Source organism: Sinomonas cyclohexanicum (assembly GCF_020886775.1).
GTDB lineage: Bacteria > Actinomycetota > Actinomycetes > Actinomycetales > Micrococcaceae > Sinomonas > Sinomonas cyclohexanicum.
Map to the genome: position 1 here is coordinate 935225 of NZ_AP024525.1, position 17565 is coordinate 952789.

The following is a 17565-nucleotide window of genomic DNA, read 5'->3' on the forward strand; positions in this document are numbered from 1 at the left end:
CGGGGAAGTGACCCCTCAACGGGGAAGTGACCCCTCAACGCTAGGGGAGGGGGCGCCGCCGAGGCGGCGCGTGACGTCCGCGGCTGCCTTCGCGCAGGCCTCGCCCAGTGCTCCGAGCTGCGCCTCGGACACGCGGAACCGCGGCGCGGAGACGAGGACCGCCGCGACGACGTCCCCGCGGTGGTCGCGCACGGGCGCGGCGACGCCGACCTCGTCGATCGACGTCTCGCCGTAGTTGACCGCATACCCGCGCCCCGTCGCCTCGGTGAGGCGCACCGCGTAGGCGTCCAGCCCGGCGTCGTCCGTGGCGGGGAGGCTCACCGCGCCGCTGGCGATCAGCGCCCGGACCCGTTCCGGCGGCAGCGTCGCGAGGAACACCTGGACCGACGCCGAGAGCGCGGTCGCGTAGCGGGTGCCCAGCGCCGTGGTGTGCTTGACCTGGTGGGGGCTCGGGACCTGCTCGACCGCCACGGCCTCGTGACCGCTCCACAGCAGGAGCGCGCTTGTCTCGCCGGTGCGTTCCGTCAGCTCGCGCAGCGTCGGGATGGCCACGCGCCGGACGTCGAGGTCTGCGAGCAGGGGCCCCGCGATCGCGATGATCCCGAGCCCGAGCCGGTACCGCCGGGAGGCGGGGTCGCGTTCCACGAGGTCCTCGGACTCGAGCGTGGCCAGGATCCGGGACGCGGAGCTCTTGTGCATTCCCAGTCGGGCGGCGATCTCGGTGACGCCCAGGAGCGGCTCGTCGACGCTGAAGCAGCGCAGCACGGCGATCGCGGTCGAGACGGGGGAACCCCCGCGCCCCTCGGACGCGTCGCTGTTCTCAGTCATGGACCCCACCCTATCGGCGCGCCGGAACCGGGGCACCAGGAGCACGACGGCGGCGCCGCACCTCGCGAGGGCGGGGTGCGGCGCCGCTGGGCTCGGCTAGGGTCAGTGCGCGAGCGGCCGGCGGGAGGTCTCCTTGGCGCACAGGACGGCGATGAGGGAGATGACGGCGGCGGCCACGAGGTACCAGGCCGGGGCGAGCTTGGTGTGCATGAGCCCGATGAGCAGCGTGGCCATGAACGGTGCCGTGCCGCCGAAGACGGCGTTGGCGAGGTTGAAGCTGACCGCGAAGCCCGAGTAGCGGATGCGGGTGGGGAACAGCTCGGCGAGGAAGCTCGGGAGGGTCCCGTCATTGAGAGCGTGAGCATGGCGCCGAGGAACACCTCGACGAGCAGGATCACCGCGAAGTTGCCGGTGTCCAGGAGCATGAAGGCCGGGACCGTGAGGAGGATGAACAGCACCGAGGCCGTGATGAGCACGCGCTTGCGGCCGAACCTGTCCGAGGCGAGGCCCGTGAGGAAGATGAAGCCGATGTACGTCAGCAGGGCGATCGTCGTGGCGAAGAAGGATTCCGTGGCCCCGAACCCGAGCTCCGTGGAGAGGTACGTGGGCATGTAGGAGAGGATCACGTAGAAGCCGACCGCGTTCAGCAGCACCGCGCCCACGGCGAGCAGGAGCGAGCGCCAGTGGTTGGCGAACATGTCCTTGACGGGGGCGTGGATGACCTCGTCCTCCTTGGCGAGCTCGCGGAACACCGGGGTGTCCTCGAGCTTGGTGCGGATGTACCGGCCGATCAGGCCCATGGGCGCGGCGAGCAGGAAGGGCAGGCGCCAGCCCCACTCGGCCATCTGCGAATCGCTGAGGATGATCGAGAGCAGCGCGGCGAGGAGCGAGCCGAGGAGGAGCCCGGCCGCGGTCGAGGCGGGCACGACGGCCGCGTAGAGCCCGCGCCGGTTGGCCGGGGCGTACTCGACGAGGAAGGCGGAGGCCCCCGCGTACTCGCCGGCGGCGGAGAAGCCCTGGATCACGCGGATCACGAGGAGGATGATCGGCGCGCCCATGCCGATGAGGCTGTACGAGGGGATGAGGGCGATGCAGAACGTCGCGCCGCTCATGATGAGGATCGAGAGGGAGAGGGCGGTGCGCCGGCCGAGGCGATCGCCGATGTGGCCCCACACGAATCCGCCGAGCGGGCGGACGAAGAAGGAGATGGCGAAGACGGCGAACGTCGCCAGGAGCGCGGTCTGCTTGTCAGACTCCGGGAAGAACGCGGCGGCGATCGTCGAGGCGAGATAGCCGTAGACGGCGTAGTCGAACCACTCGACGAAGTTGCCGATGAAGCTGCCCCAGATGACCCGGCGGCGCGCGTCCTTGCCGATGCCGTGGCCTTCGTTGGGACGGGACTGGCCGCTCAGCGACGTGTCGCCGTCGACGCCGTTCGCTGAGGCCATCCGAGGGAAGTGATCGGTGCTCATGGAATAGAAACCACCTGAACTCATGGGTTGCGATTCGCGCAACTCGGTTGCATCAGGATAGGTGTGCTTGGCATCACATGGCAAGGGCCCGTGTTCTGACCGCGACTTCAGGCGACCGTGTGACCTCGCCGCCGAGACGGCGCGTGATCTCGGCGGCGGCTTGGGCGCACGCCGCGCCGAGGGCCTCGAGCTGCTCCGGCGAGACGCGGAATCTGGGTGCGGAGATGAGCACGGCCGCGACGACATCGCCGCGATGGTCGTGCACGGGCGCGGACACCCCGACCTCCTCGAGGGAGGTCTCGCCAAAGTTCGCCGCGTAGCCCCGCTCCGCCGCCTCGGCGAGGCGCGCCGCCAAGGCGTCCAGGCCGGCGTCGTCCGTGTGGGCGTACGCGACCGTGCCGTCGCCGACGAGGGTGCGCATCCGCGCGGCGGGCACCGCGCCGAGGAACACCTGCACCGATGCCGAGAGGGCCGTCCGGTAGCGCGTGCCGAGGGCTGTCGTGTGCTTGACGAGGTGGGGGCTCGGGACCTGCTCGACCGAGACGGCCTCGTGGCCGCTCCACACGAGCAGTGCGCTCGTCTCGCCGGTGCGCTCGGTGAGGTCGCGCAGGGCCGGGTACGCGACCCGGCGCACGTCGAGCTCCGCGAGCAGGGGGCCGGCGATGCCGATCACCCCGAGTCCCAGCCGGTACCGCCGCGTCTCGGAGTCGCGCTCGACGAGGTCCTCCGCCTCGAGCGTCGCGAGCATCCGGGACACCGAACTCTTGTGCAGACCGATGCGCGCGGCGATGTCTGTGACACCCAGGAGCGGCTCGTCCACGGTGAAGCACCGCAGCACGGAGATGGCGTTGGTGATGGGGGACGTGCCGCGCGCCTCGGGCTGCTCGCCGTTCTCAGTCATGGTGCACCTTCTGCAGTCTCTGGATGCGCCACGGGTGCGCGCTGTGCTGTCGGGTGGTCGCGGACGACGGCGGCGCCGCACCACAGCTGACGGTGTCAGCCGGGATGCGGCGCCGCTGTGCTCACCGGGTCCGGTCCCCGTGACGAGCCCGGCCCCGGAGGCGGGATCGAGGGCCCGGATCAGGCCTCGACGATGTTGTGCTCGGGGCCGAACCCGAACTTGGTGATGTTCTCGACGGTGTCCTCGCCGATGACGAGGATGTCGTGCTCGCGGTAGCCGCCGGCGCCCGGCTGGCCGTCCGCAACCGTGATCATCGGCTCCATCGAGACGACCATGCCCGGCTCGAGGACGGTGTCGATGTCCTCGCGGAGCTCGAGGCCCGCCTCGCGGCCGTAGTAGTGCGAGAGGACGCCGAACGAGTGGCCGTAGCCGAACGTGCGGTTGGGGAGGAGGCCGTAGCCGATGTAGATCTCGTTGAGCTCGGCCGCGATGTCCTTGCAGACGGCGCCCGGCTTGATGAGCTCGAGGCCGCGGCGGTGCACCTCGACGTTGATGTTCCACAGGCGCAGGCTCTCCTCGTCCGGCTGGCCGAGGAAGAGGGTGCGCTCGAGGGCGGTGTAGTAGCCGGAGGTCATCGGGAAGCAGTTGAGGGAGAGGATGTCGCCCTTCTGCAGCTTCCGGGTCGTGGCCCAGTTGTGGGCGCCGTCGGTGTTGATGCCGGACTGGAACCAGACCCAGGTGTCGCGGACCTCGCGGTCCGGGAACGTCTTGGCGATCTCGTGCACCATGGCCTCGGTGCCGATGAGGGCGACCTCGTACTCGGTGATGCCCTCGCGGATCGCGTTGCGGATGGCCTCGCCGCCCAGATCGCCGATGCGGGCGCCGTGCTTGATGACCTCGATCTCCTCCGCGGACTTGATCATGCGCTGGCGCATGGCGTCCTGGGAGACGTCGAGGAGCTGCGCACCCGGGAAGGCGGCGGCGATCTTCTCGCGGGTCAGGCCCGGGAGGAAGTCGTCCTCGACGCCGAGGCGGGTGGCCTTGACGCCGCGCTGGCGCAGGGCCTCCTGCAGGCCGAAGTAGAAGTTGTCCCGGCGCCAGTCCGTGTAGACGATGTTCTCGCCGTACGAGGTGCGCCACGGCATGCCGGCGTCGATGTTCGCGGTGATGGTGACCGAGTCCTCCGCCGTGACGACGAGGGCATAGTTGCGGCCGAACGTCGTGTAGAGGAAGTCGGAGTAGTACTTGATGCCGTGGTAGCTGGTCAGGATGACGGCATCCAGGTCCTTGGCGGCCATGATCTGGCGGAGGCCGCCGAGGCGGCGCTCGAACTCGGCATCGGAGAACGTCAGCTTGCCCTTGCTGCCGTTGTGGAGCACCTTGAGGCGCTCGAGCTCGGCGACGGTGGTGACGGCGTTGTCGACGGACATGATGGTCTCCTTCTGAAGGGATTGTGTGTGCGTGGGATGAAGTGGAGGTCCAGAGCCTGTTGCGAACAATGCAACCGGGTTGTTCTCAATGTATGTGTGGTGGCGATCACGGTCAAGTCGTTGCATCAAAGTTGCGTTGATCGCAACGAATCGGTGCGCGCTAGTGTGCGGCCGCGGCGCTGACGCCCAGGCCGAGCTCCGCCCCGATCTCGTCGGCCAGGGCCGCGGAGGTGCGCTCGAGGAGCAGCTCGCCGGCCTCACGGGACGCCGCGGCGGCGGAGGAGAGGCACCCCGACTCCGGGGTCAGTTCGGCGCGGACGGGCAGCACGTCATACCTGGGCAGCTGCGCGGCCGGCAGGTCCATGACGCGGTCCAGGCGGACCAGTTCGGGGTGGAGGTGCAGCATGAGGGACGTCTCGAGGACACCGCCATGCTCGACGTCCCACCCGGGGAACGCGCCCTGGTAGATCGTCTCGATCGTGTCCTCGTCCACGAAGTCCCAGTAGGAGAGCAGCACGGCGGCCACGTCCTGGCCGCGCAGCGAGAGTTCAGCCGTGGCCTGCTCCACGCCCTCGTACAGGAACTGGTAGTTCTCGAAATGGCCGTTGAGGAATACGAGCCGGCGCGCCCCGTGCCGCGCGAACTCGAGCGTCAGGGTCTTCGCAATGGAGATCAGCGTTGTTCCATCGAGGCTCGTGGTGCCGCCCAGGTGGTTCCCCCCGCCCGAGCGCTGCTGCGACTTGTACCCGTACACGATCGGCGCGGCCACGAGCCCGCCGAGCGCGCCCGCGAGCCTGGCGCTCATGGCCTTGGACAGGATGACGTCCGTGTTGAGCGGAAGGTGCGGTCCGTGCTGTTCGATCGACCCGACCGGGATGATGATCGGCGCTCCGTCCGCGATGGCCTCGCGGTACGTGAACGCATCGATCTCCTCCATGAAGACACTGAAGTCGCTGGCAGTCATGGCTCCTCCTTGAAAGGGCATGGTGGCATGGGGGCGGCGGCGGACCAGGAGCCCGCCGCCGCCCTGAGTTGGAAGGCCTAGGAGGCCGAGGCCGTGTCCACGGCAGCCGGGGCGACCCCGGCGGAAGGCGAGGCGGGGTGCAGCGCCGCGCGGTCGCCGTCGTGCGTCGACGCGTCGCCGTGGGTGTCGAGGTACTCCTGGTCGCTCAGGTCGCCCCTGATGCCCAGCGGGACACCGTGGTGGATGCGGTTCTTGAACCGCGGGTAGCCGAGGGCGAAGTACAGGCCTGCCGAGGTAGCGGTTCCGGCGAGCCACGAGAGGTCCACGCCGCCCATCGCCATCGCGATGGGGCCCTGGAAGATCGGGATGGCGCCGTCCATGAACAGCCACGTCATGATCAGACCGGCGAAGAACGCGATGAGCGCTACGGGGTTGACGGCCTTGAGGCGGGTGTCCTTGGGGCTCAGGAACAGGTAGTCGAACTTCTTGTGGCGGCGCTCGAAGACGAAGTAGTGCACCGCCATGATGCCGCCCCACGTGGACACCCAAGCCGCGATCGCCACGACCCAGCCGTCCAGGAGCGTTGCGAAGTCCTCGGCGAAGAGGAAGAGGATCACGGCGCACATCGAGAAGATGCCCACGAGGATCGAGATCTTCTTCCGGGAGATCTTGATGTCCAGGGCCTGGGTGGCCACGCCGAACGTGTACAGGTTGATGATGTTGGTGGCGATCGGGCCGTGGATCACGAGCAGGATGACCGGGATGGCCATGACGCCGAAGCTCTTGACGATCAGCTCGCCCGGGTCCGCCGTGCCGTTCATGGTCGCGAGGCTCGCGCCGAGCAGGCCGAGCCAGATGACCGGGAGGAACTGGCCCAGGACCGAGGTGAGGTACAGCTTCTTCTTGGGGATGCTCTTGGAGACGAAGCGCGAGTAGTCGGGGGCATACGTGAACCAGCCGATGCCCCAGCCGATGCCGATTGCGGTCATGATGCCGGACATCGCGGCGATGCGCTCGCCGCCGGTGAGGATGTTGCCGACGGGGCCGGCGTAGCTCCAGTCGATGGGCAGCTGGGTCCACGCGATGATGGACATGGCCACGAGCACCAGGAGCGTGGGCGGCATGGTGATGCGCTCGAACTTGGCGATCGCGCCGTAGCCGCGGTAGCAGATGGCCACCTGGACGCTCATGATCACGGCCGCGACCGCGATCTTCCAGCCCAGGTTCATCTGGGTCGGGTCGACCCAGCCGATCATGCCGAACAGGGCCATGACCAGATCGAGGATGACCCACGTGTTCACGGCGGACCAGCCCACGGCGACGATCGCCTGGATGGCGGCCGGGATGTAGGCGCCGCGGCGGCCGAACGCGCCGCGCGCCAGGAGCATGCCGGTCGCGCCGGTCTTCTGCCCGAGGAGGACGAAGAAGCCGAAGCCGAACATGCCGATGATGTTGCCGAGGACGAGCACCGTCATGGTGTCCGCGAGGCCGAGGCCCATATTGATGCCGAGGGCACCAAGGATCCAGTTGATGGGGGCGACGTTGGCCCCAGCCCAGATCCAGAACTGTCCGGAGACCTTGGTGGTGCGAGCTGACTCCGGAACGGGCTGCAGCACGTCCTCGACGACGTGCGTGGCGTTCTCAGAGTGGCTCTGAGTGCGAAGGCTCATGTGAGACTACTTTCTCGTGGGATTCGCTGGGGGAGCGAGTAGCCGGCTGCATCCAGCGTAGGTGTGTGACGGATCACCTTCTAGACTCGTTCTGTCGCCTACCCAAGAGTTCTAAGGCGACACAATGTCGCCCGATGGAGGTCTGTTGTCGTGTCACTGCCCTTGAGCGAGATCCTTGCCGGCGGGGTCCTCGCCGTCGGCGCCCCCGTGGTGGTGGGCGGCAGCGCCGGCGTTCCCCAGGCCCGCGTCCGGTGGGTCCACTCGAGTGAGGTCCTCGAGATCGCCCCCCTGCTCTCCGGCGGGGAACTCCTGCTCACCGGTGGCGCCGCGCTCCTCGCGCTCAAGCCCGCCGCTCAGGCCGAGTACGTGTGGAGCCTCGCGTCGCGACGGGTCGCGGCGCTCGCCGTCGAGACCGCCGGCACCGGTGCACGGCTCCCAACCGAGCTCATCGAGGCGGCGGATGAGGCCGGGCTGCCCCTCATCGAGCTGCGCCAGGTGGTGCCGTTCGTCGAGGTCGCGGAGGCGGTCAACCGACGCATCGTCTCGGCCCAGGTCGACGCGCTGCAGACCGCCGACCGGCTCTCCCAGGCCCTGACCGAGCGGATCGCCAGCTCCGGCGCACTGCTCAGCCCACTCATCACGCTCATCGCCGAGACCCTCGACGTCCACGCCCGGGTCGTGGACACCCGAGGTGTACTCCTGGCCTCGGCCGGCCCCGAGCCCGCACAGGGGGCGCACGGGCCGGACGCCGAGCTGACCGTGGGCGGGATCGGCGCCGCGCGGCTCGAACTCATCGGCGGGCCCGGCGCCGACGCGGAGCTGCTCGAGACCGTGCTCGCCCGGGTGCGCAGCATCGTGGCCCTCGCCCTCGCCCAGCAGCACCGGCCAAGCCTTGCCCGGCTCGCCGAGGACGAGCTCCTGCGCATCGTCGGCGCCGGCGGCGGCGGCGACCGGCTCATCGAGCTGTGCCAGGCCGCGGGGATCTCCGCGAACCAGCCGCTCGTGATGGCGGCCGTCCGGCGGCCGGCGGACGGGGCCGGAGACATCGAGCAGCGGGCCCGCACGGCACTGCCAGGCGCCCTGCTGATCGTGGACGGCGCCTGGGTGGACATCCTCATGCCCCTGCCCGCGCCCAGCGGCCACGCCGAGCGGGAGCAGATGCTCGGCGTCCTGCGCGAGGCGGTGGCGCGCGCGGGGCTCACCGGCGCGCTGGGGCCCACCGCGCCGACCATCCGACAGGCCGCGTTCTCACTCGCCGAGGCGAAGGTCACGTGGCGGCTGGGCCGATCCTCGAAGTGGACAGACGCGATCCACGACGCCTCCGACTTCCTCGTGGAGCGCACGGCCGAGCGGTCCCTCTCCCGCGGTGCGGTGGACTCCATCGTCGAGGAGGTGCTCGGGGAACTCATCCGGCTCGATCGTCGCAACGGCGGCGAGCTGGTCCGCACCCTCGACGTATGGATCACCTCCGGGTGCAACGCGACCGATGCGGCGCAGGTCCTCTTCCTCGAGCGCCAGTCACTGCACAAGCGGCTGCGGCGGATCTTCTCCGCGATCGGTGGCGACCCGCGCGGGCGCGGCAAGCTCGGAACCCTCGCGTTCGCGGTCAAGCTCGTGCGCGGCAACGCCCAGCTGCGGGACGATCCCCGCGCCTAGCCTCGCCGAGATCGGGTGGTGTGAGCGCGAGGTCGGGCCTCCTGATGCCGAGGCCACCCGTGTGAGAGTGGTGGCATGCAACAGCAGCTCATCCAATTCATGGCGGCGCTCGCGAATCGGCGCACGCGCGAACGCTTCGCCGCGATCGTTGCGGGCGGAACAGGCGGGGTACCCTCCGGTGCGGCGGACGATGCGCTCCTGCTCTCGGCCGGCGTGGTCGAGCCGCTGGGCGATGACCTCGTCCGAGTCTCAGAGTCCCGGATCCGAGCGCTCCTCGGGCATGCTCGGGAGGGGATTCCGGCGAGACCCGAGGGCAAGATCGATCAGCTTCCGCGGCAGCACAAGCGGCGGCTGGAGGTGCTGCGGGGCCTCGCGGGCCGGATCCTCAGTGCGGGGGAGCGGATTCCGGAGCGCGAGCTCAACGCGCGGCTGGGCGAGCACGTGATGGACATCCCCGGTGTGCGGCGGGCGCTCATTGATGAGGACATCCTGCGCCGCGAGGCCGACGGAAGCGCTTACTGGCTCGCCGTCAACGGGTGATTTCGGGCCACACGCCCCGATCTCGCGGTCACACGCCCCGATCTCGCGATCAGGGGACCCGATCTCGGCGGATGGCAGGACGGGACCGCCCTTTCGGGCGGCCCCTCCTGATGATGGTCCGGTGATGGCCTTCGCACACCTGACCTGGCCTGTGGACAGCGTGCCGCTCAGGCGCTCTGCGAGACTGAGCCTCGCGGCGCCGTCGTGCGTCCGTCGAGCGGGCGGTGTGCCGTCTCCGGGAGCAGCCACGCCGCGACGAGCGCGCCGACGGCGATGACGGTCAGGTAGATCGCCGGGGCCATGGGGTTGCCGGTCGCCGCGATGAGCCACGTGGCCACGAACGGCGCGGTCCCGCCGAACACCGCGTAGCTCACGTTGTAGGTGATGGCCGACGCCGTGTAGCGCACCTCGGTCGGGAAGACCTCCGAGAGCAGGACGGCGGTCACGACGTTCGCCGTCACGGCGCCCACCGCGAGCAGCGCCTGGCCGCCGAGGGCCGCCCCGAAGGATCCGCCCGAGGCGAGCAGGTACGCCGGCACGGCGAGCGCGCCGAGCAGCAGCGACGAGGCGAGCATCGTGGGGCGGCGGCCGATCCGGTCGCACACGCGGCCGAGGACCGGGGCGAGGGCCGCGGCGAACGCGAGGGCGATGACATTGCTGAACAGCACGAGGTCGGCGGGCATCTTCACGACCTCGCGCAGGAACGTGGTCATGTAGGTGGAGAAGGTGTAGAAGCTCAGGGCCGTGAGGGCGATGTACCCGCCCAGGATGAGCATGGGCCGCCACTGGAGGGCGAAGGTCCGGCGGAGGGGAGCGTGCTCCTTGCCCCGCTGCGCCTCGAGGGCCTCCTGGAAGACCGGCGACTCGTCGAGGCGGCGCCGGATGTAGAAGGCGACGACGCCGAGCGGCGCGGCGACGAGGAACGGGATGCGCCAGCCCCACTCGTTCATCGTGGCGGTGCCGAGCCCTGCCGTGAGCCCCCAGCAGAGGAGGGCGGCGCCGGAGAACGAGCCGAACGTCGCGGCGGGCATCCAGGAGGAGTAGCGCGAGCGCTGGTCGGCGGGCGCGTGCTCGATCACGTACGCGACGGCGCCGGCGTACTCGCCGCCGGCGGAGAGGCCCTGGACGCTCCGGGCGAGGGTGAGGAGGAGAGGCGCGACGACGCCGACAGCACCGAACGTCGGCAGGAGGCCTATGGCCATGGTCGCGCCGGACATGAGGAGGACGGTCAGGGCGAGCACCCGCTTGCGGCCGATCCGGTCGCCGAGGACCCCGAACACCGCCCCGCCGATGGGCCTCAGCGCGAACGCGACGGCGAAGACGGCAAAGGTCTGGAGCAGGCCGACGACGCCGTCGCTGGCCGGGAAGAAGGCGTGCGCGAGCTGGGTCGCGAGGAAGCCGTACACGGCGAAGTCGAACCATTCGACGACGGTGCCGGCGGCCGCGGCGCCGGTGACCTTGCGGAGGACCGACTGGGGGACGGGGGCGGTCTGGCCGCCAGGGGTGGAGGGAACTGCGGGGTTCATGGAGGGCTCCCGGGGAGGCTGCGGATCGTTCGGGGGCGTCCGACGTGCTCGACGCCAGAGTACGCGCAGCGCCCGCTGTCCGAGAAGACAGCGGGCGCTGTACGCTGCGACTCAGGCCGGATCTGAGGGGGCCTGGACCTCGGGCTGGGGGTCCGCGAGGGTCTTGGGGACGGTGTCCTCGAACTGCGGGAGGCGGTTGAGGTACTCCACCACCGAATCCGTGGACTCCACGTCACCGAACTTGTTGTCGATGTCGTAGAGGTTCCACTGCACGACGCCCGGGACACGGTCGCCGATGGTCTCCCTCGCGATGATCGGGCGGAACCCCTTCGCGATGGCGTCCTCAACGGTGTGGCGCACGCACCCGGCCGCGGTCGCACCGGTCACGATCAAGGTGTCGATGCGGTTGGAGGTCAGGAAGAGCTCGAGGTTCGTCCCGGGGAACGCCGAGGCGCGGTTCTTCTCGATCACGACCTCGCCTTCTGCGGGCGCGATGCGGTCATCGATCTGGGCCCAGTAGGAGTCCGCCGGAAGGGTCTCCACGGGGATCTTCGAATACCACAGGCCCATGTCGTTCGTGCCGGAGGAGGCGTCGCGGTTGCGGTACACGTTGGTGGTGTAGAAGACGGGGACCCCCTTGGCGCGCGCGGCCTCGTTGATCCGCTGGACGTTGGGGATGATCGTCTCCATGCCCGGGCAGCTGAACGGGTGGCCCGGACGCGTCCAGGCGTTGGCGAGGTCGATGTGGATGACGGCGGGGCGGTTGCCGTAGCCGACCCGGCGCTTGAAGCCGCGCTCGTTGTAGATGTCTGTGCCGGCTTCGAACGCCTCCTCCAGCACTGCTGCAAGACGGGCTTCGATGTCCTGGGCCACTTCGAGGTCCTGGCTCATGGTGTACTCCTCGGAATTTGCTTGGTGTGGGTCTAATTTGCTGTCTTAGCAACTCGATGAGATTGTGTGATGCACCTCTCGTTTGTTGCTGTGTGACCAATCTATTTGCTTATCCAGCAACACGCAAGAGGTCGCCGGAACTTTCTTCCGGGGGACTCGGACTAGTCCTGGCGGACGGTGCGCGGGTTGACGTTCCGGGCCGCGAGAATGAGCAGCCCCGAGGCGAAAATGGGCACGCAGCCGATCCAGAAGGCCGCCGTGCTCCACGTCCACCCGGCGCCCAAGGCGAGCGTGATGAGGAAGCTGCTGATGATCGCACCGACCTGCCCGCCAGCGTTGATGATTGAGCCGCCGGTGGCACGCGTCCGCACGGGGAAGCTCTCGCCGTTGAAGAACAGCAGCGCGGAGAACGGGCCGATGAGGAAGAACAGACCCGCGCTGTAGAACGCGACGACGACCCCGAAGTTCCCCGACGGCGCGAGGAGCATCGCCGTGAACGAGGCCCCGCACAGGATCCAGCCGAGGGCGATCGTGTTGCGCCGGCCGATCCGGTCGCCCAGCCAGCCGTGGAACACGTAGCCCGCGAATGCGGTGGCATTCGAGACGACGAGGATCACGAGGGCGTTCGTGAACGGGATGTCCTTGCCGTCCGGGGCGCTCAGGAGGGACGTCCCGAGGATCGCGAACACGAGGACGCCGACCCAGTTGAGCAGGAACGAGAGGCCGATCACCACGGTCGAGCGCAGCGACTCTCCCCGGAACGCCTCGGCGAGCGGCGAGCCGGTCGTATTCGCGTGCCGGTGTGCCTCGAACTGCGGGCTCTCCTTGAGCCAGCGCCCCGCGATGACGATGAAGATCGCAGGGAACGCGGCGACGATGAAGCACAGCGCCCACCCGCCCACGGGGAACAGCAGGTAGATCGACGCCGCCGCGAGCACAGAGCCGATCGGCCAGCCTGACTGCACGAGGGAGTAGATCAGGCCGCGGCGCCGCGCCTTGGCCGGATCGGTGTAGGCATGGGCGAAGAGCTCGTTGAGGTAGGCCGCATTGACCGACTGCTCGGCGTAGCCGAGACCGGCGGCCGAGCGCACGAGGATCAGCAGCACGACGCCGATACCGCCCACGATGCCCACCGCCCAGCCGGCGACGGCGGTCAGGAGCGAGGCAATCGCCGCGCCGATGACGGAGATGAGGATGCCCTTGCGGCGCCCGATCCGGTCCACGAGGGGGCCGACGGCGAACGCCACGAGCGCCGTGCCGGCCGTGACCCACGTGTTGACCGCGGTGGACTGCGAGGGGGCCCAGCCGACCTCAGCCGCGAGGACGGGGAGCAGGTTGCCGAACAGGACGAAGTCGTACACGGCGAACGTCCACGCGAAGAAGCAGATCCACGTGGCAATGCGGACGTCGCGCGGGGTGAGCTGTCCGGCGGCGGGGGCGGCCGCCGTCGTGCGCGCGCGGGGCGACCCGGCCGCGGTCGTCGGATCGAGGGTGCTTTCCATCGGTTCCATGAGTACTCCTGGGGTGAGTTGGTTGTGCGCGGGAGGGGATGGGGCAGACACAGAAGAGGCGGCCGGGTGGGACGCTGTGCGTCCCCCCGGCCGCCTCAGTGAGTGGATTCAGTGCGGTGTTGCTGGGTGCTGCTGCGTGTTGCGGAACTAGAGCGTGGCGTATGCGGGTGCCGGGGACCGGCGTTCCGCGGTGAGCGCGGCGTCGACCGTCATGGTGGTCGCGTCGATCACCACGCCGTAGTCGCGCTCGGCGGCCTCGAGGGTGGTGAAGCCGTCGAGGACGTCTTCCAGGACCTTCTGGGGATCGCGCCGGAGCGGATCGCCGAAGCCGCCGCCGCTGGGCACGGTGATCTGGAGGGAGTCCCCGGCCAGGAGCTGGCGACCGGTCACCTTGGACGGCCAGGACTCTTCGCCTGCCCGGCCGGGGTTCTTCACCAACGAGCCGTTGAGGCCGTCGTGGCCTCCGAAGGCGCCCCATGGTGCGTCGGACTCGTGGCGTTCGCCCTCGCACGTGATCGCAGTGTCGGTCAGGAACGTGTTCTCGCGGACGATGCCGATGCCTCCGCGGAACTCACCGGCGGCCGCGGGCTCGGACCGCAGTTCGTAGCGGTCGGTGCGCATGGGGAACCGCCACTCGAGCTCCTCGATCGGGTTGTTGCGCGTGTTGGCGATGAGGTTGTCCACAGAGTCCGGACCGTCGCTCGTGGCGCGGGCGCCGTAGGATCCCTCGTTGACCTCGAGGTAGACCCAGTACTCGCCCTGCTTCTCGTCCCATCCGGAGTAGGAGATGAAGTGGATGTGGGCGGAATTGCCGGCGGTGACGCGGTCGGGGATCACCGGGGCGAGTGCGCGCAGGGCGAGGTCTACGGCGCGCTGGACCTGGGAGAACCGCGAGAAGGTCGCAGCCGGGTACTTCGGGTTGAAGATGGTGCCCTCCGGGGCGATCACCTTCAGCGGCTTGAGCATGCCCTCGTTCTGCGGCACGAACACGGGGAACGCGACCTCGTCGAGGAACATCATCCGGGTGATGAAGGTGAATGCCGAGACCGTGGTGCCCTCGAAGGCGCAGTTGTAGGCGGTGGGCACCTGGGGGCTCGAGCCGGTGAGGTCGTAGGTGATCTCGTCGCCCTCGATGATGACCTTGACCTTGATCGGCAGCTTCTTGCCGTAGTTGCGGCCGTCGTCGTCCAGGTAGCCGACCTCGGTCTCGTAGACGCCGTCCGGGATCTTGGCGATCTCCTGGCGCAGCATCCGCTCCGAGTAGTCGATCCAGCTCTGGCCAGCCTCGCGCACCGCGTCGAAGCCGTAGCGCTCGATGAGGGCGAGGTAGCGGGCCTTGGCCAGCTCGCAGGCGGCGATCATGGCCTGGAAGTCGCCCTCGTTGGAGGTGGGCGTGCGGGTGTTGTTGAGGATGTGCCGGATGAGCGATTCCTGCCGGACGCCCTTTTCGTAGATCTTGATCGCGCGGAAGATGGTGCCTTCGGACTGGATGTCCTGGATGTCCACCATGAGGCCGGAGTAGGCGCCGCCGTTGTCGATCAGCTGGCCGGAGGCGCCGGCGAAGCCCACGAGCTGCCCGTCGTGGAAGATCGGTTCGATGATCGCCACGTCGGGGGAGTGGGTGGCGCCGAGGTACGGGTCATTGTGCAGGATGACGTCGCCCTCATGGATGTCCTCGCCGAGGACCGAGATGACGCCCTTGACGATCTTGGGCATGGAACCCATGAACATCGGTGTGGAGTCGGACTCGGCGAGTACGTTGCCGTCCTTGTCGAACAGGCCAGCGCCGAGGTCCTCGGACTCGCGGATGATCGAGGAGTAGGCCATGCGGAACAGCACGGAGGCCATTTCCTTCGCCGCGGAGTTCAGGGCGCCCCCGATCACGCGCATCAGGATCGGAGTGGCGAGCTTCTCTGCGGTCTGGGTGGCGACCGGGCAGTCGATGACGAGGTTGCCGGCCGGGTCCACTGTTCCGGAGAACCTCGGGGGGACGACAACGGTGGAGTCGTACTGCTCGATGATGGCGGGTCCGATGAAGGTGGTGCCGACGCCCATCTTCTCCCGGTCGTAGAAGGGGGTGTCCACCGTGACGGGCTTGCCGTCCTGCTCGAACGTCACCGCGCGGGTCTCCACGAGGGCCTCATGGAGGGAACCGGACGATGTCACCTCCGGCGTGGGCAGCTCATCCATCACGGCGCTCGCGTCGACGCGGATGTTGATGACCTCGACGGTGCCGTTCTTGAACTGGTGGCCGTACTCCTCGAAGTGGGCGTCGTGGAAGGCTGCCTCGGCCTTCTCGAGCCAGGCCTGGTCGACCGGCCCTTCGGGGGCGACGAAGCGGATCTCGTAGCCCTGGCCCTCATAGCGCGCGTCGGCGAGCCAAACGAGCTTGCGCCGTTCGGCCGGGACGTCCTCAGAGTCGAGCTGCGCGTGGGCCTCGCCCTCCAGCGCCTCGTAGGAGGCCTGGATGGCGGCGGGGTCGGCATTGGCGAACGTGAACCGCCGCGTGGCCACGAACTCGTACTTCTCGTCGGTGGCCAGCAGGCCGGTCGCGGCGATGATGCCGGGGTGGGCCGGGATCAAGACCTTCGGGACCTCGAGCTCCGCGGCGATCTCGCAGGCGAACAGTGCGCCGGCACCGCCGGCGGCGACGAGGGTGAAGTCGCGCGGGTCGTAGCCGCGGCGCACGGAGTTCTGCTCGATCGCCTGGGTCATGCCGAACTTCTGGACCTGGAGGGCGCCGAGCGCGGCCTCCTCGACACTCATGCCGAGCTTGTCTGCGACCTTGGCCATCGCGGTCCGCGAGGCCGCGACGTCGAGCTTCATCTCGGCGCCGGCCAGGGTGCGGCGGTCGCGCATGCGGCCGAGGACGAGCTGGGCATCCGTCGACGTCGGCTCCGTGCCGCCGCGGCCGTAGCAGACTGGGCCCGGAACGGCGCCAGCCGACTGGGGCCCGACGCGGAAGACCCCGCCGGCGTCGACGTAGGCGATGGAACCGCCGCCGGCGCCGATGGTGTCGATGTCCACCATGGGCACCATCGCCTGATGGTCGCCGATCTTGGTGTCCAGCAGGTGGCGCATGCGCAGCTCCCCCTGGTAGGCGACGCCGATGTCCGCCGAGGTCCCTCCGATGTCCAGGGTGACGACGTTGTCGAAGCCGGACTGGCGGCCGGCCCACATGCCGCCGATCAGGCCGCCGACCGGTCCGGACATCATCAGCGTGACCGGCCTCTTGGCGGCCTCCTTGATCGGCACCATGCCGCCCGAGGACTGCATGAGGAGGACCTCGCGCTGGTAGCCGAGCGCCTTGACCTGGGACGCGAGCCGGGCCAGGTACTTGGAGACCTTGGGCCCCACGTAGGCGTTGAGGGCCGTGGTGGAGAACCGCTCGTACTCCCGGTACAGCGGCACGATGTCGCTGGAGAGGGACAGGTAGGCCTCGGGGAACTCCTCGGTGACGATCTGACCGATCCGCTGCTCGTGGGCCGGGTTCAGGTAGGAGTGCAGCAGGCAGACCGCGACCGCCTCGACGCCGGCAGCCTTCAGCTCCCGCACGCGCTCACGGACCTCGTCCTCGTCCAGGGGAACCAGGACATCCCCGTTCGGGGCGGTGATGCGCTCCTTGACGGTGAGGCGGTGGCGGCGCTTGATGAGGGGCTTGGCCTGCCAGGGCATGTCCTGCTGCAGCGAGAAGTTGTGCGGCTTCTTGTGCCGGGCGATGTGCAGGATGTCCCGGAACCCCTCGGTGGTGATCATGCCCACCTCGGCCCCGGTGTGCGTCAGGGCGATGTTCGTGGCCACCGTGGTGCCGTGGACGAGCTGGTCGACCTCGGCCAGGCTCGTGCCGGCCTTGGCCACGAGCCGCTTGAGGCCGTCGATGACCGCCCGTGAGGGATCGTCCGGGGTAGAGGGGACCTTCTCGATGACTGCTCTTCCGACTTCATCGTCGGAGAAGTAGAGGTCGGTGAATGTGCCGCCAACGTCAACGCCTATACGCTTCATGTGGCTTTCCTTTCGATGCTGCCGGCCCTGGGCTGATCGGCAGGTGGAGGGTTGCTTTCTCCACAATCTATTTGTGCAGGGAGCAACGTGGGTTTCGGACAGGTAAGACATTTCGCACGTGAGGTGCATCACACATGATGTTGCTGTGACACCAAAATAGTTGCTGTCCTAGCA

12 protein-coding genes are annotated in these 17565 nt (G+C 68.9%); 2 read left to right on the plus strand and 10 right to left on the minus strand.

What is annotated here, in order from left to right:
* Window positions 1-15: 15 nt before the first annotated feature.
* The 6 genes from SCMU_RS04475 to SCMU_RS04500 form a co-directional block, all read right to left on the minus strand.
* Window positions 16-828, minus strand: coding sequence for an IclR family transcriptional regulator (locus SCMU_RS04475; protein ID WP_229231839.1), 813 nt, complete (start codon window positions 826-828; stop codon window positions 16-18).
* Window positions 825-2300: an MFS transporter gene (locus SCMU_RS04480; protein WP_229231840.1), complete on the minus strand. Its 1476-nt coding sequence runs from the start codon at window positions 2298-2300 to the stop codon at window positions 825-827. The genes SCMU_RS04475 and SCMU_RS04480 overlap by 4 nt, the downstream gene beginning before the upstream one ends.
* A gap of 73 nt (window positions 2301-2373) precedes the next feature.
* Complete coding sequence (locus SCMU_RS04485) at window positions 2374-3201, minus strand: IclR family transcriptional regulator (protein WP_229231841.1); 828 nt, start codon at window positions 3199-3201, stop codon at window positions 2374-2376.
* Between the two features lie 179 nt (window positions 3202-3380).
* Window positions 3381-4631: an aminopeptidase P family protein gene (locus SCMU_RS04490; protein WP_229231842.1), complete on the minus strand. Its 1251-nt coding sequence runs from the start codon at window positions 4629-4631 to the stop codon at window positions 3381-3383.
* Between the two features lie 160 nt (window positions 4632-4791).
* On the minus strand, window positions 4792-5595 hold the full coding sequence (locus tag SCMU_RS04495) for a creatininase (protein ID WP_229231843.1): 804 nt from the start codon (window positions 5593-5595) through the stop codon (window positions 4792-4794).
* 77 nt (window positions 5596-5672) lie between these two features.
* Window positions 5673-7265, minus strand: coding sequence for a purine-cytosine permease family protein (locus tag SCMU_RS04500; RefSeq protein WP_229231844.1), 1593 nt, complete (start codon window positions 7263-7265; stop codon window positions 5673-5675).
* Window positions 7266-7415: 150 nt separating this feature from the next.
* Between SCMU_RS04500 and SCMU_RS04505 the strand changes: the two genes are divergently transcribed.
* Both SCMU_RS04505 and SCMU_RS04510 read left to right on the plus strand, forming a co-directional pair.
* The gene (locus tag SCMU_RS04505; protein WP_229231845.1) at window positions 7416-8921 is read left to right on the plus strand and encodes a PucR family transcriptional regulator; all 1506 of its coding nucleotides are present in this window, start codon (window positions 7416-7418) and stop codon (window positions 8919-8921) included.
* Between the two features lie 75 nt (window positions 8922-8996).
* Complete coding sequence (locus SCMU_RS04510) at window positions 8997-9461, plus strand: DUF2087 domain-containing protein (protein ID WP_229231846.1); 465 nt, start codon at window positions 8997-8999, stop codon at window positions 9459-9461.
* Between the two features lie 167 nt (window positions 9462-9628).
* Here SCMU_RS04510 and SCMU_RS04515 read toward each other — a convergent pair whose 3' ends face one another.
* The 4 genes from SCMU_RS04515 to SCMU_RS04530 form a co-directional block, all read right to left on the minus strand.
* Entirely contained in the window at window positions 9629-10987 is a 1359-nt protein-coding gene (locus tag SCMU_RS04515; RefSeq protein WP_229231847.1) for an MFS transporter, read from the minus strand.
* 111 nt (window positions 10988-11098) lie between these two features.
* Window positions 11099-11878 carry an N-carbamoylsarcosine amidohydrolase gene (locus SCMU_RS04520; RefSeq protein ID WP_229231848.1) on the minus strand — a complete coding sequence of 260 codons (780 nt, stop codon included), beginning with the start codon at window positions 11876-11878 and terminating at the stop codon, window positions 11099-11101.
* A gap of 161 nt (window positions 11879-12039) precedes the next feature.
* The gene (locus SCMU_RS04525; protein ID WP_229231849.1) at window positions 12040-13389 is read right to left on the minus strand and encodes an MFS transporter; all 1350 of its coding nucleotides are present in this window, start codon (window positions 13387-13389) and stop codon (window positions 12040-12042) included.
* A gap of 147 nt (window positions 13390-13536) precedes the next feature.
* Entirely contained in the window at window positions 13537-17391 is a 3855-nt protein-coding gene (locus SCMU_RS04530) for a hydantoinase B/oxoprolinase family protein (protein WP_229231850.1), read from the minus strand.
* Between the last annotated feature and the right edge of the window lie 174 nt (window positions 17392-17565).

Coding starts and splice junctions, on each gene's coding strand:
- SCMU_RS04475 (WP_229231839.1), bottom strand. CDS start 828: ATGACTGAGAACAGCGACGCGTCCGAGGGGCGCGGGGGTTCCCCCGTC.
- SCMU_RS04480 (WP_229231840.1), bottom strand. CDS start 2,300: ATGAGCACCGATCACTTCCCTCGGATGGCCTCAGCGAACGGCGTCGAC.
- SCMU_RS04485 (WP_229231841.1), bottom strand. CDS start 3,201: ATGACTGAGAACGGCGAGCAGCCCGAGGCGCGCGGCACGTCCCCCATC.
- SCMU_RS04490 (WP_229231842.1), bottom strand. CDS start 4,631: ATGTCCGTCGACAACGCCGTCACCACCGTCGCCGAGCTCGAGCGCCTC.
- SCMU_RS04495 (WP_229231843.1), bottom strand. CDS start 5,595: ATGACTGCCAGCGACTTCAGTGTCTTCATGGAGGAGATCGATGCGTTC.
- SCMU_RS04500 (WP_229231844.1), bottom strand. CDS start 7,265: ATGAGCCTTCGCACTCAGAGCCACTCTGAGAACGCCACGCACGTCGTC.
- SCMU_RS04510 (WP_229231846.1), top strand. CDS start 8,997: ATGCAACAGCAGCTCATCCAATTCATGGCGGCGCTCGCGAATCGGCGC.
- SCMU_RS04515 (WP_229231847.1), bottom strand. CDS start 10,987: ATGAACCCCGCAGTTCCCTCCACCCCTGGCGGCCAGACCGCCCCCGTC.
- SCMU_RS04520 (WP_229231848.1), bottom strand. CDS start 11,878: ATGAGCCAGGACCTCGAAGTGGCCCAGGACATCGAAGCCCGTCTTGCA.
- SCMU_RS04525 (WP_229231849.1), bottom strand. CDS start 13,389: ATGGAACCGATGGAAAGCACCCTCGATCCGACGACCGCGGCCGGGTCG.
- SCMU_RS04530 (WP_229231850.1), bottom strand. CDS start 17,391: ATGAAGCGTATAGGCGTTGACGTTGGCGGCACATTCACCGACCTCTAC.